Source organism: Streptomyces sp. NBC_01433, from assembly GCF_026340105.1.
Lineage (GTDB): Bacteria > Actinomycetota > Actinomycetes > Streptomycetales > Streptomycetaceae > Streptomyces.
The window spans coordinates 133,475-153,160 of the sequence record NZ_JAPEPM010000005.1 but is presented as its reverse complement, the minus strand read 5'-3'; the positions used below and the strand labels follow the sequence as shown (position 1 = coordinate 153,160).

General features: G+C 69.6%; 18 protein-coding genes and 2 pseudogenes. 11 read left to right on the top strand and 9 right to left on the bottom strand.

Annotated features, from left to right (window positions below; translation table 11 throughout):
- Positions 1-65: 65 nt before the first annotated feature.
- The gene (locus OG413_RS42545; RefSeq protein ID WP_266815217.1) at positions 66-494 is read left to right on the top strand and encodes a helix-turn-helix domain-containing protein; all 429 of its coding nucleotides are present in this window, start codon (positions 66-68) and stop codon (positions 492-494) included.
- Positions 495-592: 98 nt separating this feature from the next.
- Here OG413_RS42545 and OG413_RS42540 read toward each other — a convergent pair whose 3' ends face one another.
- A complete protein-coding gene (locus OG413_RS42540; protein WP_266815215.1) occupies positions 593-1,702 on the bottom strand; it encodes an NAD(P)/FAD-dependent oxidoreductase in 1,110 nt (369 codons plus the stop codon).
- 371 nt (positions 1,703-2,073) lie between these two features.
- Here OG413_RS42540 and OG413_RS42535 point away from each other — a divergent pair, with 371 nt between their 5' ends.
- Together OG413_RS42535 and OG413_RS42530 are read left to right on the top strand one after the other, a co-directional pair.
- Positions 2,074-3,183, top strand: a complete 1,110-nt coding sequence (locus tag OG413_RS42535; protein WP_266815214.1) for a helix-turn-helix transcriptional regulator — start codon at positions 2,074-2,076, stop codon at positions 3,181-3,183.
- Between the two features lie 136 nt (positions 3,184-3,319).
- Complete coding sequence (locus OG413_RS42530; RefSeq protein ID WP_266815213.1) at positions 3,320-4,258, top strand: RICIN domain-containing protein; 939 nt, start codon at positions 3,320-3,322, stop codon at positions 4,256-4,258.
- Between the two features lie 217 nt (positions 4,259-4,475).
- Here the strand turns inward: OG413_RS42530 and OG413_RS42525 are convergent, their stop codons facing one another.
- The gene (locus OG413_RS42525; protein ID WP_266815212.1) at positions 4,476-5,699 is read right to left on the bottom strand and encodes an MFS transporter; all 1,224 of its coding nucleotides are present in this window, start codon (positions 5,697-5,699) and stop codon (positions 4,476-4,478) included.
- Positions 5,700-6,005: 306 nt separating this feature from the next.
- On the opposite strand from OG413_RS42525, the gene OG413_RS42520 reads away from it, so the two are divergent.
- A complete protein-coding gene (locus OG413_RS42520; protein ID WP_266815210.1) occupies positions 6,006-7,364 on the top strand; it encodes an MFS transporter in 1,359 nt (452 codons plus the stop codon).
- Positions 7,365-7,382: 18 nt separating this feature from the next.
- On the opposite strand, the gene OG413_RS42515 is transcribed toward OG413_RS42520, so the two are convergent.
- A complete protein-coding gene (locus OG413_RS42515) occupies positions 7,383-8,030 on the bottom strand; it encodes a hypothetical protein (RefSeq protein WP_266815208.1) in 648 nt (215 codons plus the stop codon).
- 249 nt (positions 8,031-8,279) lie between these two features.
- Here OG413_RS42515 and OG413_RS42510 point away from each other — a divergent pair, with 249 nt between their 5' ends.
- Both OG413_RS42510 and OG413_RS42505 read left to right on the top strand, forming a co-directional pair.
- On the top strand, positions 8,280-8,798 hold the full coding sequence (locus tag OG413_RS42510) for a hypothetical protein (RefSeq protein WP_266815206.1): 519 nt from the start codon (positions 8,280-8,282) through the stop codon (positions 8,796-8,798).
- A 37-nt stretch (positions 8,799-8,835) separates the two neighbouring features.
- A pseudogene (locus OG413_RS42505) lies at positions 8,836-8,947 on the top strand (UTP--glucose-1-phosphate uridylyltransferase); the annotation flags it as partial.
- 133 nt (positions 8,948-9,080) lie between these two features.
- Here the strand turns inward: OG413_RS42505 and OG413_RS42500 are convergent.
- Complete coding sequence (locus tag OG413_RS42500) at positions 9,081-9,560, bottom strand: alpha/beta fold hydrolase (protein WP_266815538.1); 480 nt, start codon at positions 9,558-9,560, stop codon at positions 9,081-9,083.
- Between the two features lie 161 nt (positions 9,561-9,721).
- Here OG413_RS42500 and OG413_RS47060 point away from each other — a divergent pair, with 161 nt between their 5' ends.
- Entirely contained in the window at positions 9,722-10,114 is a 393-nt protein-coding gene (locus OG413_RS47060; protein WP_323138034.1) for a TetR/AcrR family transcriptional regulator, read from the top strand.
- A gap of 158 nt (positions 10,115-10,272) precedes the next feature.
- On the opposite strand, the gene OG413_RS42490 is transcribed toward OG413_RS47060, so the two are convergent.
- The 4 genes from OG413_RS42490 to OG413_RS42475 all read right to left on the bottom strand — a co-directional run bounded on the left by OG413_RS42490 (position 10,273) and on the right by OG413_RS42475 (position 13,089).
- Positions 10,273-10,959 carry a TetR/AcrR family transcriptional regulator gene (locus tag OG413_RS42490; protein WP_266815204.1) on the bottom strand — a complete coding sequence of 229 codons (687 nt, stop codon included), beginning with the start codon at positions 10,957-10,959 and terminating at the stop codon, positions 10,273-10,275.
- Between the two features lie 126 nt (positions 10,960-11,085).
- Entirely contained in the window at positions 11,086-11,520 is a 435-nt protein-coding gene (locus OG413_RS42485) for a hypothetical protein (protein WP_266815202.1), read from the bottom strand.
- Positions 11,521-11,605: 85 nt separating this feature from the next.
- A complete protein-coding gene (locus OG413_RS42480; RefSeq protein ID WP_266815200.1) occupies positions 11,606-11,764 on the bottom strand; it encodes a hypothetical protein in 159 nt (52 codons plus the stop codon).
- 398 nt (positions 11,765-12,162) lie between these two features.
- Positions 12,163-13,089 carry an NADP-dependent oxidoreductase gene (locus OG413_RS42475; RefSeq protein ID WP_266815199.1) on the bottom strand — a complete coding sequence of 309 codons (927 nt, stop codon included), beginning with the start codon at positions 13,087-13,089 and terminating at the stop codon, positions 12,163-12,165.
- A 152-nt stretch (positions 13,090-13,241) separates the two neighbouring features.
- Between OG413_RS42475 and OG413_RS42470 the strand changes: the two genes are divergently transcribed.
- Together OG413_RS42470 and OG413_RS42465 are read left to right on the top strand one after the other, a co-directional pair.
- Complete coding sequence (locus OG413_RS42470) at positions 13,242-13,922, top strand: TetR/AcrR family transcriptional regulator (protein ID WP_266815197.1); 681 nt, start codon at positions 13,242-13,244, stop codon at positions 13,920-13,922.
- 583 nt (positions 13,923-14,505) lie between these two features.
- Positions 14,506-14,835: a hypothetical protein gene (locus OG413_RS42465; protein WP_266815195.1), complete on the top strand. Its 330-nt coding sequence runs from the start codon at positions 14,506-14,508 to the stop codon at positions 14,833-14,835.
- Positions 14,836-14,863: 28 nt separating this feature from the next.
- On the opposite strand, the gene OG413_RS42460 is transcribed toward OG413_RS42465, so the two are convergent.
- Entirely contained in the window at positions 14,864-15,199 is a 336-nt protein-coding gene (locus OG413_RS42460) for a contact-dependent growth inhibition system immunity protein (protein WP_266815193.1), read from the bottom strand.
- Between the two features lie 843 nt (positions 15,200-16,042).
- Here OG413_RS42460 and OG413_RS42455 point away from each other — a divergent pair.
- A complete protein-coding gene (locus OG413_RS42455) occupies positions 16,043-16,480 on the top strand; it encodes a hypothetical protein (RefSeq protein ID WP_266815191.1) in 438 nt (145 codons plus the stop codon).
- A gap of 387 nt (positions 16,481-16,867) precedes the next feature.
- Positions 16,868-19,153 (top strand): annotated as a pseudogene (locus tag OG413_RS42450) (RHS repeat-associated core domain-containing protein); the annotation flags it as partial.
- Positions 19,154-19,686 lie beyond the last annotated feature (533 nt).

Here is a 19,686-nt window from a genome sequence, read left to right as displayed (position 1 = left end):
CGGCAACTGACGCTAGGAGCGGGACTTACTTTTCGTAAGAACATACCCAGAGGTAAGCTCCGAACATGAAGGAAGGCACGCAGGTGACGCAGGGCGAGGCGGGCAACCGGTATGACGTGTTTCACACGGACTGCCCTGCGCGCGACATGGTCGACCACGTGACCAGCAGGTGGGGTATCTGGGTGCTGATCTCCTTGCGGAGCAACAACCTTCGGTTCTTCGAGCTGCGCGACAGCATCCAGGGCATCAGCGAGAAGATGCTCGCTCAGACACTCCGCGCACTGGTCCGGGACGGGCTGGTCTGGCGGGAGGTCGAGCCGACGACACCACCCCAAGTCACCTACGGGCTGACCGATTTCGGCCAGGACGTCGGCGAGCCACTGACGGACTTGTTCGACCGGATCACACAGCGGCTGGAGTCCGACGGAACGTCCGCCACGGAACGTCCGCCACGGCAGGTCGGCCACAGATCGACCGAGCGGCTGAGCGGCTGAGCGCGACAGGTCCGGGGACGGGCCGGCTTCCGAAGTCGGTGTAGCGCTCCGGCTCCGGGCTGTGCTGGGTTCATTGCGGGTGTGGTCGTGGCGCTTGCTCAGGAGTCCGTCGGGGGAATGAGGTTGTCGAGTGCCTCCGCGCAGTCCTGGGCGGCCCGGGCCGAGCGCGGCAGCATGAGGCTCTCATAGGCGCGGACGGCGTCGTCGACGCTGGATTCGGCGATGAGGGCGTGGGCGAGGTCGGCGCCGTCGAGCATGGCGAGGTTGGCACCGAGCCCGACGGGAGGCATCAGGTGCGCGGCGTCGCCCAGCAGGGTGATGCCAGGGACGTGTTCCCAGGTGTGCGGAACGGGCAGTACGAACACGGGCCGGTTGACGAACCCGCCGTCGTGATGCCGCAGGAGGCGGAGCAGGCTCTCGTCCCAGCCGTTGAATGTCTTCAGCAGATGTGCGCGCACGGCCGCCGTGTCGTCGGGTTCCACGCCGGCGGCGACCTGCCAGTCATGAGGGGCGCGGAAGGCGACGTAGACGCGGATGTGGCCGTTGCTGTTGCGTTGGGCGAGCAGGGCCTTGCCGTCGGCCGTCGCCAGCAGGGTGCCGTTGCCGACCATGCGTGCGAGGGAGGGATGGCGGGTGTCGCAGTCGTCGAGACCGGTCTCGACGAAGGTGACACCGGTGTAGCCGGGTGCGGCGTCCGACAGGGCTGGGCGGATACGCGACCAGGCGCCGTCGGCGCCGACCACCAGGTCGGCGTCCTCGGTGGTGCCGTCGTCGACGAGCAGGCGCCAGGAGCCGTCCCCGAGCGGGGTGGCCCCGGTGACAGCGCAGCCCCACCGGACGGTGTCCTCGGTGAGGGATTCCAGGAAAAGGCCGCGCAGTTGGCCGCGGTCGATCTCCGGGCTGTCGTCGTCGTGGCCGGGCCCCGGGACGGGCAGGGCGGTGCCGGTGACGGGGTCGACCACGCGCCACTCCTGCCCTTCGGGTCGGGACAGGGCACGGAACCGGTCGAGCAGGCCCGCCGCGCGCAGAGCGGTCTGACCGGTGTCGGCATGTATGTCGAGACTGCCGCCCTGGGAGCGGGCGCCGGTGGCAGCCTCACGCTCGAAGACGGTGACGGAGCGGCCGTGCAACTGCAGGACGCGAGCCAGGGTAAGGCCGCCGAGGCCGGCACCGACGACCGCGACGCGGGGGCCGTGAGCGGAGTTCATGGGAGTGTTCCTCGAAAGATGGGTGAGTTGCCAGGAGGTCCTGCGCATCACCAAGAAAGCACAGTCACCAAGAAGATGCCGCTGAAATACGGTGTGCCGGTTCCGAGCCGACCGGGCGCCACGAGAGCAGAAGGCTCGCAGCGTGCGGGCCAGATCCAGGCGGGTGAGTGCGCCGCGGCCGTAAAGCACCCCGCACCTGCCGGACGGGGCGGTGGGTGCGCTCCTCAATCGCCCATCGTGGCAGGCCACAGGGCCGCCTGGTCTCCACGCGACACCCGACCGGGAGCAGCTCCACACCTCGTACGACCCGTGATTCACCCAGTCGGGACGGGTACAGAGGTACGTGGCCGCTCGGTCCGTATGCTCATGTCATGGCCACTGCACAGGACCGGCAGCGCGTGATCCTCGGCGAGATATCCGATCTGTGCGCGGCTCGCCCGGCCGCATCCGAGCTGTTCCGGAGTCTGGCCGGACTGCTGCACGACGAGCTCGGGTTCGAGGCCGGGTGCTTCCACGGCAGTGACCCGGTCAGCGGGTTCCCCACGTCGACGCTGCCGTACGGTCTCGATCCGGCCGACTTCCAGGAGGCCGCCCAACTGGAGTTCTCCAGCGCGGACAGCACCACCTTCGACGCCATCCGCGCGTCCGGCCGGTCCGTACAGAGTCTGCTGCGGGCCACCGAGGAGTTACCGGAACTCAGCGTCCGCTACCGGCAGATGCTCGAACCCCGGAGCTACGTCGACGAGCTCCGGGTCACCTTCGACAGCCACGGCGGCCGGTGGGGCTGCGCCGCGTTCATGCGGGGGCGCCGACACGGGCCGTTCACCACCGAGGACATCGGGCTGATGGAGCGGGCCGGACCCCACATCAGCGCCGCCCTGCGGCACTCCCAGCTCTCGCTCGAAGCTCCGTCGGAGACCGGTCCGAGCGCCGACGAGGCCGCCGCACCCGTCGGCGCCGTGGTGATCGTCGGCGCGGACGGGTCCCTGGTCTCGGCCGACGAACGTGCCGAGGTCCTGCTGGCCGAGCAGAGCCGGGACGAACTCCTGATCCGCGGCATCCCCAGTGGCCTGGCCGCCCTGGCGGAGTACGCCCGCGAGTCGGCCGAAGCGCAGCGGAAACCCGACTGCCGAGCCAGCATCCGTACCCGGCAGGGTCAGTGGCTGACCCTGCGGGCATCAGTCCTGCGCGGCGCGACCCCGGGCCACGTGGCCATCGTCGCGATGCCCTCCTCGCCGGCCCAGCGGCTGCCGGTCGAACTCATGGCGTACGGGCTGACCGCGCGCGAACAGGACGTGGCTTTCGGAGCGTTGCGCGGACACAGCACCCGACTGATCGCCGAGCGGCTGTCGATGAGTCCGCTGACCGTGCAGGACCACCTCAAGTCCATTTTCGACCGTACCGGGGTCCGCAGCCGCCGGGACCTGGTGGCCCTGCTGATGGCCGACAGGGCCGGGACCGCGCATCTCCCGCCCGGGTGAACGGAGGTACCCAGAAATCTGGGATACCGGAGTCCGATCATGGGCCAGCAGACTGGCCACGGCCCCGGTGCGGCGGGTCCGAACGGCCCGCACCGGACATTCGGACATCCGTGTTGCCCTTCCTTCTGGAGGAACGTTGCCCTCGTCCGTCAAACGACTCGTCCTCGCTGCCGTCCTCGCGCTGGCCGCGATGCTGCTCAGCCCAGGAAGCGCCTCCGCCACCCCGCCACCCTCGACTGTGGTGTTCAATCAGCAGTCCGCGCGTTGTCCCAAGGAGAACGTCGCCGACAGACCTGAGATGGTCATCTGCGACGAGGACCACGGTTCCGTCAGGTGGCAGTTCACCCCGGTCGCCGGCTTCCCCGGGGTACACACGATCAACAGCAACTCCTTCGCCGGCTCCTGCCTGGCCGCCGACCAGGGGGGCGGGGGCGTAACGATCAAAGCCTGCAACGGCAGCACCCTCCAGATGTGGCGGATCACCGCCAACCAGGTCGCCTCCCCGCTCTATGACCTGGTCGGAACGCGCCTGACCAGTGTGTCCAGCGGCCAGTGTCTGGACAACAAGCCGAGGAGCGGCGGCTGGATGATCTACCTGTTCGGTTGCAACAACGGCCCGTACCAGCAGTGGAACATCAACAAGGCCGCCTTCAAGGAGCTGACCGGCGGCCACCTCGGGATGACCTGGGCCAACCTCGAACAGCGCACGGACAACGTCGTGCACGTGGGCAGCGACGCCGCTACCGACGCGTACAACGGCGACACCACCCCCATCACCGCGCTGCCGCTGCTCTGCCTGAACCAGGACGGCCGCCCCGCCCCCGCCGGCATCCCGGCGAGCGGCTTCCACAGCTGGGCCCGGGGCCAGGTCAAGGCCACCTCCCCGCTCGCCGGCACGCTGTTGACCAGCCGGGCGGCAGCGGACCAGATCTGTGCGAACAACTTCGGCGCGGGCTGGCGCACAGCCGAGTTCCACGACGGCGAAGGCTGGTCCTTCTGGGCCAACGGCACTCTGCCGACCGGAACCCGGTTCTGGACCGCGATCAACAATCAGCCCGCCAACCCCTGGGACTGATCCCCCGGAGGGCGGGCGCCGCGTCGGCGCCCGCCCTCCTCCGTACCGCGCGATGCTCAGAAAACACGCGGCGGTGGCAGGGATGATCGCGTCGGCACCTGTACCGGTGGGAGTGCGCCTTGTCCGGCACCCGAACGTTCACCCGAACGTCGGACCGGGGCAGTGTCCACCGTGTCACGGCCGACGGCCGCGGCGGGCTGTGCGTCGCGGGCGCGGCTCAGCGGGCTGGGGCGTCCGTCGGTTCGTCCCCCGTCCCCTGCCGGGGCCGGCGGAGCAGATACAGACCGACGCTCAGGGCGAGGGCCGTCACCACGGCCGTGAAGATCAGGCTTGCGGTCCGCAGCCCCAGCCAGAGCGTCAGCGCTCCCACACCCACCACGGGCACGGCGATTCCGATGTAGGCGACGACGAAGAACGCCGAAAGGGTGCCGCCGCGGTGCTCGCGCGGGGTGGCATCACCGACCGCCGTCAGACCGGCCCGGAAGGCCAGCCCCTGACCGAGACCGCCGAGGAGCGCACCGGCCAGCAGCAGTGCCAGCGACTCCACCGCGACGGACGCGCCCACGAGCAGCAGTCCGGCCACGAGAGTCAGACATCCGGCGGGCAGCGCTCGGCGCACACCCAGTCGCCCGGTCAGCGACTGCCCCAGGGTGGAGGCGAGAAAGGCGGAGAAGGCCACCGCCCCGGACAGGGCCAGATCATCGATCCTCAGCACCTCGGCCACAAAACTCGGTGCGACAGCGGTGAACAGCCCGAGCAGCGAGAAACCCGCGAAAGCGGCGATCGCCGCCGAGGGGAACACCCCCCGCGCCTGAGGCGCCACGGCCATCCCCTGGGGCCGTCCGTGGGGCAGCCGCCGGGGACGGGCCACGGTCTCGGGCAGCAGCCAGGCCGGGACGCAGGCCACGGCCACCAGGGCGAGATGCACCGCGAAGGGCAGCCGCAACGGCGCCGGAGCGTACTGCGCGAGCATTCCGGCCAGCAGCGTGCCACAGCCCAGGCCGCCCATGTTCGCCGCGGTGGCAGCGAACCCGGCCCGCGCGGCGCGGCCCGGCGGGGCGAGTTCCATGACGACGGCGGTCGCCGCGCCGGTGAGCAGTCCGGCCGAGAACCCCGACAGCAGGCGGCCCACGAAGAGCAGGGGCAGACCGCCCTCGGACAGGAAGCACACATCGGCGGCGGCGGCGAGACCCAGGGCGCACAGGACAACAGGGCGACGGCCCACCTGGTCGGAGTAGTCGCCCGCGAGCAGGAGGGAGGTGATGACGCCGACCGCGTACACAGCGAACACCACCGTCACCATCAGCTCGGAGAACCCGATCTGGGCGCGATAGAGCCCGTACAGCGGCGTGGGCAGGGTGGTGCCCGCCATGCCCACGGCGAACACCGCCGCCGCCACGAGGTACCCGGGGCGGCGGCTCCCGCGGTGACGTGCGGTCATGCGAGCACGGTACGAGCCACCCGGCCGGAATCCGCCGCACCGGCTGGTCCCGGGGGCGGCGACCAGCCATCCGGCCCCACGATGACCGCCGGGCGGAGGGGTTCGCCACTCCCGCTTGCCCGTCCTTCGCACCCGGCGTTCGGCGCGGGCAGGCCGAACGCGTGACGGTTGTGCCCGGTTCGGGTGTGTCCGGCCTCGGCGGACCGGCCTGGGGGTGGTCGCGGGGCATGATCTGGGGCGGCCCGCGCCGCGTCGTCCGAGCGTGCCGGGACCGGCCGTCCGGCGAGTCCGCGAAGGGCGGGGTGGGTGAACCGACGATCAGGCGGGATGCCGCCGGGGGCGTTCGCGGCGCTGAGGGTGCCGAATTTCCGTCTCTTCTTCGGGGGCCAGTGCGTCTCTCTGGTCGGGAACTGGATGCAGGTGGTGTCGCAGTCGTGGCTGGTGCTCCAGCTGTCCGGGTCCGGCACCGTTCTGGGGCTGGTGGTGGCCGCCCAGTTCCTGCCCGTTCTGCTCGGCGCCCCCTACGGCGGCCTGATCGCCGACCGCGCTGACAAGCGGCGCCTGCTCATGGCCACACAGACATCCCTCGGCGTTCTCGCCCTGGTGCTGGGGCTGCTCACGGTGACCGGCACCGTACGACTGTGGATGGTGGTGGTCCTCGCCCTCGCGCTGGGCACCGTCAACGCCGTCGACAACCCGACCCGGCAGAGCCTGGTACCCGAACTCGTCGGCACCGGCCTGCTGCGCGGAGCCGTCAGCCTGAACAGCGTCATGACGAACGCCGCCCGCGCCATCGGGCCCGCCGTCGCAGGTGTCCTGATCGCCACCGTCGGGGCTGGAGTGTGCTTCCTCGCCAACGCCGCCAGCTTCGCCGCCGTCCTGGTCGCGCTCGGCCTGATGAAACCCGGCCGACTCCAGCCCGCACCCGCCGTGACACGCGCCAAGGGTCAGCTCACCGAAGGGCTGCGCTACGTACGGGGCACACCCGGACTGTGGGTGCCTTTGGTGATGATGGCCCTGATCGGGACCCTGGCGTACGAGTTCCAGGTCCTCCTCCCGCTGCTGGCGACCACCGGCCTGCACGGCGACGCCCGCACCTACGGTTTCCTGACCTCGGCCATGGGACTCGGCGCCGTGGCCGGAGGACTCGCCATCACCATCAGAGGGCGGGCCGGAGTCGGGCCCCTGACCGTGGCCGCGGCCGGCTTCGCCGCCGCCCTCACGGCAGCGGCCCTGATCCCCTCACTGCCCGGAGCGCTGACCACCCTGATGCTGGTGGGAGCCGCCGGCACGGTGTTCCTCGCCACGGGCAACACCACCCTGCAACTGATCAGCGAACCCCACTACCGCGGACGGGTGATGGCCCTGTGGGCGGTCACCTTCCTGGGCAGCACCCCCATCGGTGGACCCCTCATCGGCCTCGTCGGAGAGCACCTCGGCCCCCGGGCCGGTCTCGCCGCCGGAGCCGCCGCCTGCGCGGCAGCGGCCGTCCTCGGCCTCCTCACCCTGCCCCGCATCCCCACCCACCACCGCCTCCTCGACGAACACCCCCACCCGACCGACCCACCACCACCACCACCACCACCACCACCGCCGAACCGGAACACACCCGACCCCGGACGCGGCCACCCCACCGCCCTTCCCGAACCCCCGGGCAGCGGATGACCTCCGGCCTTGGCACCCTCACTGGCTGACGTCCGCTCCGGCGTTCCTGAGGCGCCAGTCGATCTCCAGCGGTGTCTCCTCACAGATGTTGAACAAGGGCTCCAGAATGCCCTCGTACATCGGATCCGTTCCCAGAGGGCTGTGGTCCGTCAGACGGCAGGACCACGCTTCCCGCTCAGTCATCGGCCGTGCGGCGTCCACCACCCGGATGTCGCGGTGCGCGCAGTCCAGCATGGTGATGAGTGCCTGGCGTTCCTCGTCGGTCCTCTTCCGGTGGGAGGGGTCTTTCCGGGCGCTGAGAAGCCGTTCGACGGGGATGGACAACGCTCGGCGCAGCTGTTCAAGGGTGGGTTCCTCACAGAGTTCGTCCACCTTTGAAGCGGTCAATGCCGGGGTGCCGGTCACCAGCCGGTCGAAGACCGTGATCCCGAGGACCGCGTGTGCACTGGCGTAGCGCCAGGCCGTCAGGCCCAGCTCGCGTTCGTAGCGGTAGGCCCCCGAGCGGGCGGCGTTGACGGCTTCGACGTGATGCTGGAACCGCCGCCCCCGGTCGTACTCCTCGACGGTTTCCATCTGGGTGCTGAGCCCGTCCACGAGAGCGAGTGCGGACCGCCACGCGGCCTGGCCGGCGTTGCACGCGTGGTACAGGGACCGCAGCGCCTGCACTTCCGTCGTCGTGAGTGGTGCCGAGTCGGATAAGTCTGGGAACCGCACGGGCCTTCCCCTTCGCCTCGCGTGCTGTACGAGATCGGCACGCTACCCGTGGCAGGCAGACCGACGCAGGTCATTGCCGCGGAAGCCGGTAGCTGGTAACCGGTAGCCGGTAGCCGCCGTGAGGGCGCACGCCCATCCGGCCTCCGCGACGGTTCCGCGAGCGGATCCCCCTGCGGCTCGTCATCTCGCTACGGTCGGCTCATGACGAATGACGGCGTAGTCGTGGACGAGGCGATCCGTGCGGCGTGGGACTCCTACCGGGTCCTGGAGAAGCGCACTTCCGCCAAGGAGCGCCGGCAGGCGCAGCTGCGGGTCGAGGCCGCGGTGGACGCCTACGGGCGTGAGGAGGTGTCCAGGGGCACGGTCTTCCTGGTGGGTGTGCTGACCGGATACCTGATCGCCGAGCAGGACGGTGGCGAGGATCGTCTTGATCCGCTCAGCGATCTGATCCCCGCCGTGATCCGCAAACTCCCCGCCTTCGAGATGGCCGACCCGGCTCAGGTCCCGATGGTCACCGGTGTCCTCATGGCCGCGGCGATGGGTATGGACACCGTGGCGTGGCGCGACGGGTTCGGACGGATCCCGCCGGAGGAGGCCCTGGTCCACAGCTTCGTGCTGTGGCTGCTCGCCGACCTCTTCGACTCCATGGCCGAACGGCCCGGCACCATCGACCGGCTTGTGCGGGCGACCTTCGACTCCATGGCCGCCGAGCCCAGTTGATGTGCGGGCGGTCTGCGGCGGCCCCGAGTCGCGCGCCGAGGAGGACATGGGCGGAGGGGCCTTACGGATCACCGGGCTGGTGGAGAAGCCGAAAACCGGCCGATGCGCCGTCCCGGTACGCGGCCATCGGCGGCTGTGTCGTCACCCCGGCGTGATCGACGAGCTACGGGATACGGGAACGGTGTCGAAATCTGAACCGTCACCGCGGGAGGTTCGCGTGGGTGCCTCGGCACCTGGAGGGGCTGAGGTCCTCAGCTGGGCATCACTCCCCGGCTGAGGTCCTCAGCTCGGGAGTGATGCCCAGAAGCGGCGCAGCACGTCCGCTCCCCGTTCGGGGTCCTGAAGCATCCAGTAGTGGGTGAGGCCGTCCAGTTCGGTCAGTTGGGCCCCGAGCCGTTCGGCCATGTCCCGGTCTCGCGAGGGCTGCGCCATGGGGTCACCGGTCGGGGCCAGTATCAGTCCCGGGGCGGCGGCGGGACGGTCGAAGTCCTTGCCCCAGTCGGCGTGGAAGTTGGGCCAGGCCGAGCGGTAGAGCGCCAGGACGGCGGCGCTCATCTCCTTGTCGTGGACCTCATCGATCTCCTTCGCGAGTTCGGCGCCCAGACCTCGGGGGCTGAGGAGGTCGCCGAAGGTGGGGCCGCTGCTGGTGGGTGACTTGCGCAGTCCGGCGAGCGACTCCTCGCCCTCCGGGCTCTTCTGCCAGAAGGTGGCCGCCTCGTGCCACTGGTAGTCGGGATGCCAGCCGTGGGCGACGTCGGACACCCAGCCGCGTACCGGTACGTCGACGGAACAGGCAGAGGATCTTCGACGAGGCCCACCACGCCATCACCGCCGGAGAGGTCACGCTCACCCTCAACGAACTCGCACGCCGGCCGGGCGTAGGGGTCGGGACGGTCTACCGGCTCTTTCCGACCCAACGGGCGATGCTGGAAGCCGTCCTGGAGGACTCGGTACGCGGCCTCATCGCCGTGGCGACCGAGGCGGAGCAACACCCGGAGCCCGTCCAAGCCCTCATCGGGTTCCTCCGTGCGGCACTCTCGGCCGCGCTCGCCCAGCCCGGCCTCATCGACATCCTGATCACCGCGACCGACGAGACGGACTCCCTGCGCCGGGCCAAGGCCGAACTGGGCGCGGCCGCTTCCTGCCTGCTCGCACGCATTCAGCCGGCTCCCGCTCTCACCGGCGAGAACCTGCTGAAGCTCCTGTGCGGACTGGTCCACGCCGTCAACGAGCATCCGGCGGACCGGCAGGCCGCCGCGGCCGACGCCTGCCTCCGCATCCTCCAGGGCGGCCTCTCCCCGGGCCCCGCCCGGTAGACGCCACCGACCGCTCACGCCCTCGCGTCTCGCGCGGTCCGGGCGAGTTTCGAGCTCCAGGAGGTGGTGAGCTTGAGCTTCCGAACTCCCCTCACATCGCTCTCACGAACGACAAACGACGAACGACGAACGACGACGACGGAGTTCGGCTGCCTCGGTCAGAGACCTACGGTGTCCGCGAGACCATCGGTGTGGGCGCGGAGGAACTCTTCGGGATCGCTCAGCGTATCCGCCGCGTACTGGCCGAAGGTGTCGAACAGAATGGCGCCGATGACCGCGGACCACAAACCGTAGGCCCGGCAGACGTTGCCCACCGGCATCTCGAATCCGAACGCTCCCCGCAACCGCTCCATGTCCGCGCGGACGGTCGGGTTGAGCGGCGCCTCCACCGTTCTCAACTCGCCCGCTCGCCAGGCGTCCTCGACCAGTCCGGCGAGAGCGAGGGCAAATCGCGTGCCTGGCTCCACGGTCCGGTCGCCGGGAGCCGCGTAGCCGGGCACCGGAGTGCCGTAGAGCATGGCGAACCTGGACGGTTCACGAACGGCCCAGGCGCGCGCCGCGAGTACCGCCACCGCAAGCCGCTCGCGGTACGACAGGCTCGACGCCGCCGCGAGTGCCGCATCGACCTCGTCGGCGAGTTCGTCGTACGCGTCGACGATCAGCAGGGTGATGAGCGCTTCGCGGTCGCGGACGTAGCGGTAGAGCGCCGACGGGACGACTCCGATGTCCCGGGCCACGGCCCGTAGGGACAGGTCGGCCGGAAGTACCGTCGCCAGGTGCTCGCGTCCCACCCGCACGATGTCACGCATCATCTGCTCGCGTGCTACTTGCCGTGGAGTGACCATGTATCCACCCTATAAGTCAGCGGTGTGCCCTCTTGGACCGACAGTGCTCCCCGCTCAGAAGCGGGGGCGGAGCCGCGGCGCAGGGCCGGCCGGGGGCGTCCCGGCCGGCCCTGCGGACACGACGGCTCAAAGCGCGTTCGCCGGGGCATCGTCACGCTTGACGACCCGCCACGATTCCCACCCGCGGCAGACGATGTACGCGAAGACCGTGAGCGCCGCGACCGTGGAGTCGGTGATCGAGGACTGCATACCCTCGGTGGTGTCCAGAATGGTGAAGGCGAGCACCGTCGCCGCGACCTTGTGAAAGATCACCATTTCCCAGATCGCCGGAACCTGACGCGGCCGGTACGCGAGCATCGCCCACATCGCGCTGAATACGAGGTATCCGAAGGTTCGCCACCCCTCCACCATCATGCGGTCGTCGCTCGCGTCCGCCATCAGGAAGATCCCGTTGATGAACACCGCGAAGGTGACTACGGAGTTGAGGGCCATCAGACCGCGGCCGATGCGGTCCCAACGCCTGGATGGGGTACTGCGGACCGTGATGCTCGCTGTGGTCACGACGGACATCCTTCGGTGAGAGGGGGCAAGAAGCGAGAACACTGTTCTCTATCGAGAGAGACGATGCCCCACCCTCCGACCCAAGTCAAGAACAGTGTTCTCGTTTGCCGTGCGCCGCCGCCCCCGTCGGCGCCGTTGGCCGCTTCGCCGCGGTCGTGGTCCGCTCCCAGGGAGCGCGCGGCTCGATGCCGGCGGCCTTCACCACCTCGGCGAACTCGGCGAACTCGGCGTCGAACCGCTCCATGCCCAGTGCGCGGCCGAGTCCGTTGGTCCGCGCGCGAGGATTGGGCTACGGGCCCGAGAGCGCGGCCTTCCCCTCGACTTCGCCGCCCCCGTGCCCGTCATCGGAATCGCGCGCACCACACCGCTCGACACGCCCTTGCCCACCGGCCCACACCCTTCCCGGGCCGCAGCCGCATCGGCGTACGCGATGGGCATTTCCGGGCCGTTCCGCGACCGGCCTGCCCAGCAGCAGGGGAAGCGCGTCCCCGGAGGGCGGTGGAAGGGCATGACAGGAAGTGGGCGCCACCGCGCGAGTCCTCAAGTCCCCGCGCCGCGCCATGACTTGAGGCGATGGAGATCGCCGTCGAGGCGTGCCCGCCCTGCCGCGGGCCGCTGGTCGCGGGCCGAAGCGTCCGTGTGTCAGGGCACGGTGATGACGATCTTGCCGCGCGCGTGGCCCGTGGCGCTGACGTCATGGGCTGTGGCGGCCTCCTTCAGCGGGAACACGGCGTGCAGCGGGACGGCGAGGCGGCCCCGGTCGGCGAGGTCGGCCGCCAGCGGTAGTCCTGCCCAGCCCGGCGACTCTCCGGCTTCGGAGCGGGAGAACCGCACTCCGTGCCGGCCGGCGTCGAAGTCCGCGATGGTCACCACATGGTGCGGGTCGCCGGCGATGGCCACCAGTTCGGCAAGAGAGCCCTTACCGGCCGCGTCCAGAACCACATCGACGCCGAGCGGGGCCAATGGGGCAAGGCGATCGGCCAGCCCCGCCCCGTAGGTGACCGGTACGACGCCGAGCTGGGCGAGGAAGCCGTGGTTGCCTTCGCTCGCGGTGCCGATCACGGTGAGGCCGCGGGCCCGGGCGAGTTGCGCGGCGATGGTGCCGACGCCTCCGGCGGCACCATCGATCAACAAGGTCATGCCTTCGGCGGCTTCCAGTGCGTGCAGTACACGTGTGGCTGCGTCGATATTGCCCGCGGCGCCACCCGCTTCCTCGAAAGACCATGACCGAGGCTTGGGCGCCCACGCCTCCAGCACGGCGTACTGGGCCGCGGCGCCTCCCTGATCCACGAAGGGGACGAGGCCGAAGACCGCGTCTCCCACGGCGGTGCCGGTCACCCCCTCTCCGACCTCATCGACGATTCCCGCGGCATCCATGCCGGGTATATGGGGGAAGTCCACGGTGGCGATGTCCCGCAGCATCCCTGAGCGCAGGTACCAGTCAGCAGGGGTGACGCCGGTGGCACGCACCGCGATGCGAACCTGACCCGGCCCGGCGTGCGGCTCTTCGACCTCCTCTACGCAAAGGACCTCGGAACCGCCATAGCGGTGGTATCGCACAGCGAACACGGGCAACCTCCGTACACCTGACACGTCGTTCAGCAGGAGAACTCGCAGCCGCTCACCTCTGCGGCAGAGAGCTGACCGCGGGGCACCGCGGCACCAGATCACGCTAACCCGCTAAGCGGTTGCCCCCTTCCGTTTGTGATGAAGTGGGAGACATGCCTGGCCAACTGTCTCGGAACCCGCCTCCCTCCGCCTCCGGAACCCCCGCCCCGGGGCAGAGGGCCGACGCCCGGCACAACCGCGCCCGACTCCTCCAGGCCGCCCGCGAGGCGTACGCCCTCAACGGCACCGACGTATCTTCCAGCGCAATCGCCCGCAGAGCGGGCGTGGGTGCCGCCACCCTCTACCGGCACTTCCCGACACGCGGCTCGCTGATCGCCGCCGCGTTCTCCGAACAACTCGGCCAGTGCGTCGCAGCCCTCGACGAGGCCCTTCAGGACGACGATCCCTGGCACGGACTTCGCAACGTCCTCACGAAGGTGTGCGCGATGCAGGCCCAGGACCGCGGGTTCAGCGCCGCGTTCCTCTCCCAATTTCCCGACGCGCCCGACGTCCATCGTGAGCGTGCCCGCGCCGAGGTATCCCTCGCACAGCTGGTGCAGCGTGCGAAGGACACCGGACAGCTGCGCAAGGACTTCGACCCCAGCGACGTCACCCTCCTGCTCCTGGCCAACAACGGCGTCGTACGAGAGTCCCCAGCAGCCTCCATGGCCGCATCCCGCCGCCTGCTCGCCTACTTCCTCCAGTCCTGCCTGCCGACGGACGGCACGCCCCTGCCCCAGCCCGCGCCACTCCGCCTCGACGACCTCTACAAGCCACCGCACCGAACGGGGTGACCGTCGGCGTCCGCCCGGGGACACGCGCCTCTGACGTGGATGTTCCTCAGACCCCCAGCACCGCACCGCCGTCATTTCTGCTCGACATTTCGGAGCCTCGTGATCGCCAACCGCCTCCGAAGACCGTCGACAAACGCTGTTCCTGGAAAGGTTCTGGCGCACATTCCGTGAAAGATCATGCTGGCTCTCGCCGGCAGGAGGCACGCGCGTCATGCGAGCCCCGCAGACCACACGTCACTGAGGGGCCGCAGAGGCCGGGACTCAAGATGCCTCACGGAATGTGTGCCAGAACCTCGCTCTCGTGGACAAAGCCAGCAGCGGTGTTACTCGCCGTACACCTGACGTCTCGCGTCGAGACTCTGGCCAGCGCGTTCTCCGCGCCAACTGAGCCGATCCGCGAGCGACGTCGAACCAACACCGATCACCGCGCCAGGTGCCGTGCTGACAGGTGATATCCACTCCATGCCGACGGAGCCCAAAGCTCCTGGCCAAGGGCTCCCACGCAAACGCCGGCTGGGTTGCGACCAGGTGTGAGCGGGATACCTGGGAGACTCCGGCACCGCGACTGTGACAGCCTGCGGCCATGCCATGGGAGCTGCGAGAACACGCAGGCCGTTACTACGCCGTCCTGTTCCACTACGCCTTGCCTGACGACGCCTGGTCCGTGGAGCTCAGCGAGGCCAGGGGTATCGAGAGCCCCGAAGCCGTGGTGACCCACTTGCCCGGCGCTGCTGTCCTGAGGGCACTCGTCCCGGACGAGGACCCGCGTCTGGAACCGACCATCCGGATCTACAGCCCCGACGAGCACGTCGTCCCCTACGAGATCATGCGGTGGTTCATGAAGCAGGTGGCCGACCAGGTTGAACGCTGCCGCATCTCCTTCGAGCAGGGAAGGCCTGAAGCGGAAGAATGATCACGCAGTGACTGGTGTGATCACGGCGTCAGAGCCCTCCTGGATGGCCCCGCTCAGGAACCAGGAAGCGCTCAACCTTCCGTTGCAGGTATGGGCGCAGATCAGTCAACTTCGAGACGATCACGCGAAGCTCTCGGCCCAGTTCGGGATACTCGGCCCGGACCGATGGGTTGCTGGTGAGGACCGCGGACAGCAGATCACCTTCGTACATGTGCCCGTTTGCCATCCGGTTCTCCCGCAGTACCTCCAGTGCCAGTGGCAGGAGGTAGGGCAGGCCGATGTCCTGCCCGATCAACAAGCGCATGTCCTCGACAGTCAGCTCGCTGGTAAATATTCCTCGCCAGCCACGAAGTCGACGGGACAACTGAATGGCAGGTCCGCGATGGTCGACTCGTCATCTCGCCCGCCGACGCGAGACACCAGTACCTCGGCGGATAGCCCCACCCATTCCGCAGGTTCCAATACCCGACTCCAGCATTATTGCGTCTCCGTACCGCATGCCAGGCACGTGAACACATCCCAGCCCACGGCGGGGTATGACGGAGCAGTCGACCCCGCTCAGCCCGGTCCTCACGACCGCGGCATCGCGTTCGGGCGGCCGAGAGCAGCCAAAGCCCGTGGGTCGACGACTCGGCTGTCGAACCTGCCGGGGCGTGACCGGGGCTACCGCCCGAAGCACTGGTCCGAGCGGGTGATTCGCCTCGGAATCCCACCACCGCCACACACACTGTGACCTCAGCGTCGTGGAAGGGAAGCGTGATTTTGTGTGTGAGCCCGCGGGCCGGGGCCGATCAATCTCGAAAGCTGTTCGTGTTCGGTGGTATTCGTGGTTCGCGTCCTGGGGCGAAGACCCGCGCCGCGGGCTCCGTCCTGGCGGTGATGGTGCTGACGGTGCCCGTTCTCACGGGAAGCGCCCGCGCCGATGTCGGGGATCGGAACGGGATCGTGCTCCATTGGGGCACCGCAGGTGCCCATGGCCGCAAGGACGCCCGCGGCCAACGCGTTCAGGAACGCCGAGCCGTGCACTTCTGCCTCGGCGCCGGTCTGCCCGCCCGCGCATTGCAGGGCGGGCAGAGTGAGTGTTGGGGACCGCCGCGTTGCGGGATGAGGACCTTGCCCCGCGGAACGGGCGGAAGGAATCCGTCCACTGTGATCTGTGGTTAATGTCCGTCGCATGACACAAATGCGGAAGATGCAGGCTCGACGCGTGGCGGTGGCGCTGATCGGTGCGGCTGCCGCTGTGGTGCTGGGTGTGGGCGGGGCGATTGCCGTGGCCGACCAGGACGGTGGACCGGCCGGCCCGACGCCCGTTCCCGCCGAGACATCCGACGCCGGAAGCGGTGGTGTCTCGGGTGGCACGGATACCGGCGGTGCCGATACAGGCGGCGCGGACAGCGGTTCTGTCAGCGGATCGGGTGGCACCGACGCTGGCAGCTCCGACGGTTCGGGTGGTTCGGACGGAGGCCCGTCCGATTCTCCGGCACCTACGAACGGGCCCACGTCAGGTCCCACGGCACCGGCGAGCTTGGACGACCTGGCAGAACGCATCGACGGTCTGGAAAGAAAGGTGGACAAGTTGCCCACGAAGAAGGAGCTGGCTGATGCCCTCCGCGCCTTCGCCGATGAGTTGGAGCAGCGGGACTGATGGCTGAGGTGGATCAGGCGGCGTGGCGCAGCTGTGGTGCGGGGCGGGTTGGGGTGAGGGTGGCGAGCCCGGCTCGGTCGGCCACGAGGCGCTGAAGGGCTCGGGCGCGGGCGGCGGCGCCCGAACTGGAGGCTGTCGCCTGGTCTCCGGTCCGGTGTCGCCGGGCCGCAGGATCTCCAGGTGCCGCACCGCGCCGTCCCCAGCCGCAGTGTTGACCTCGGCGATGATCTGGCGCTGGTGGAGGGCGAGCTGGGTGCGGTAGGCCGGAAAGCAGAGCAATCGGGATCAGTAGGTGCTCGCCCTGGCAACTCACCGGTAGTCAGAGGGCGTTCGGATTACTCTGAGTTTCCTGCGATCCTCCGCCTCGTTTCCACCAGGGCCGGGCGGAGCCACGACGGCGCGGCCCTCGCGGCCGGGTCCTACGCCCGCGCCGACATTCGCTACCTGGGAGTCTCCGGTCAGGAGAGCAACGCCGCCGTTCCCGGCGGTCACCTCACCACCACCGAGTACGACCGCGTCGGCAACATCGTCCGTGAGCTCACGGCCGCCAACCGCGCCGTCGCCCTCGGCGTGACGGCCGCCGATCGCGCCGTCCAGGCCGACCTCGGGATCGCCGCACTCGGCTCCGGCGAGCGCGCCGAACTGCTGTCCAGCCGCACGCTGTACAGCGAGAACGGTGTCCGCGAGCTGGAGACCTTCGGCCCGCTCCACCGGATCGACCTCACCCAGGACCTCAAGCAGGGCACCACGACCCTGGTCGCCGCCGGTACTTCCGTACCGGCACGGGACTGGGTCGTGAAGGAGTACGACGGGGGCCGGCCCACCGACGGCAGCGCCTCCATCCGCGACCGGGTCACGCTGGAGATCGCCGGCGCCCGGGTCCGCGACTACTACTCCGTCATGGGCGAGAAGCGCGTCAAGGAATCCCAGTACGACTGGGTGAAGGGGCAGCCGACCCTGTCCATCAAGGACTCCGGCGGCCAGAATCTGACCACCAGCTGGGGCTACGACACGCAGGGCCGGGTCGTATCCTCGGTCCTGCCCGGCGGCACCGGCGACGACGCCGCGAGCAAGGTCACCGCGTACTGGACCGCGGACGGCACCGGCTGGTGCAAGGGCCGGCCCGAATGGGCCGACCTGGTCTGCTGGAGTGGCCCCGCGGGTGCCGTCACCGGCGGCGGGTCCCAGCCCGCCGGGCTGATCGACACCAGCTCCGAGTACGACTGGTGGGGCAATCCGGCCAAGGCCATCGAGACGGCCAACGGCGTCGCCCGCACGACGGCCGTCACCTACGACGGCGCCGGCCGCCGGATCAAGGACACCGTCACCGGTGGCCTCGGCCAGGCGGTTCCCGAATCAACGACCGGGTACGACGCCGCCACCGGCAAGGTGGCCAGCACCACCTCCGCCACCGCAGGCGCCATCACCCGGTCGTACGACCGCCTCGGCCGCCTGACCTCGTACACGGACGCCGACTCCGGCACCACCACGACCCAGTACGACCTGCTGGGACGGCCCGTCAAGGTCTCCGACTCGGCGCCCTCGACCGTCACGTACTCCTATGACGCCGCAGCCGAACCGCGGGGCATGGCCACCTCCATGACGGACTCCGTCGCCGGCACGTTCAGCGCCGCCTACGGCGTGGACGGCGCCGTCACCGCCGAGAAGCTGCCCGGCGGCTACACCATGCGACAGAACACGGACACCGCCGGCAACGTCACCAGCCGTGCCTACACCCGGGACAGTGATGGCACCACGGTCTACACCGACGCCGTCAACAAGTCCGCCCACGGCCAGACCACCACGCACTCGGGCTGGTCCGACCAGGCCTACCGCTACGACGCGGCCGGCCGCCTCACCGCGGTCGAGGACACGTCCGAAACCGTCTGCACCGCGCGCACCTACACCTTCGACAAGCGCAGCAACCGCACGTCCCTGACCACCGCGGCGGGCACGCCCGGCGCGACTTGCCCGACCACCGGGGGAACCACCACTACCCACACCTACGACAGCGGGGACCGCCTCGTCGACGTCGGCTACGCGTACGACGCCCTCGGACGCACCACGTCCGCCCCTGGCAGCGGGACCTTCGGCTACTACGCCAACGACCTGGTCCACCAGCAGACCGTAGGCGGCCAGCGGCAGACCTTCAAGCTCGACGCCAGCCGACGGCTGCGGTCCTGGATCGTGGAGAAGGACAACGCCGGCACCTGGGCCACGACCCAGTCCAAGGTGAACCACTACGGCGCGGACGGCGACAGCCCGCGCTGGATCACCGAGGACACCGCGAGCGGCAAGCTGTCGCGCAACGTCGGATCCGCCTCCGCCGGTCTCGCCGCGACCACCTCCGCGACGGGCGAGGTCGTCCTGCAGCTCTCCAACATCCACGGAGACGTCGCCCTGCGGCTCCCGTTGGACAGCCCCGTCGCCCCGCTCGCCGTGGACGCGGACGAGTACGGCAACGCGCGCCCCGGCAGCGCCGGCGGACGCTACAACTGGCTGGGCGCGAGCCTGCGGTCCGCCGAAACCCTCACCGGCATCACCCTCATGGGCGTGCGCCTGTACGACCCGCGGGTCGGGCGCTTCCTGTCGGTCGACCCTATGAACGGCGGCAGCTGCAACGCGTACGACTACGCCTGCGCCGACCCGCAGAACAAGTACGACATCGACGGCACGTACCTGCGCGAGCGGGTGCAGTCGAAATGCCGCCAGGACGTCTGCGTCCGCATCCGCCGGATCTGCGAGAGCAACACCGGTCGCTGCTCGCTGAACTGGGACTTCCACTTCCGCAAGTCCTGGGCCAACTCCTGGATCAACGCGGGCTTCAAGTGGTACATCCACGTCAGTAACATGTACGTGAAGTCCGGTACCTACAGCCACGGCGAGTTCGGCAGCTACAACTTCCATGGCGGCTGGTACTCGAACAACAACAGCAAGGGACGCGGCTGGTTCAAGTGCGGCTGGTGGCAGTGCCGCCTCGACGCGGGTGACACCGTGATGTTCTCCGCCTACGGCACGGCCTGGCGCTACGGGCGGGGCTACGCCTGGAGTGTCGGCCAGAGCTTCGGCGGCGGAGGCCGCTACTCCTGACCCTGGCGTCGCGCACCCGCGCGACGTCCGAAGTCCGACAGCGGACATCTGTCACCCGACAGCCGAAGGCCCCCCGGCCGGCGACCTCGCCGGCCGGGGGGCCATACCCGTCCGGA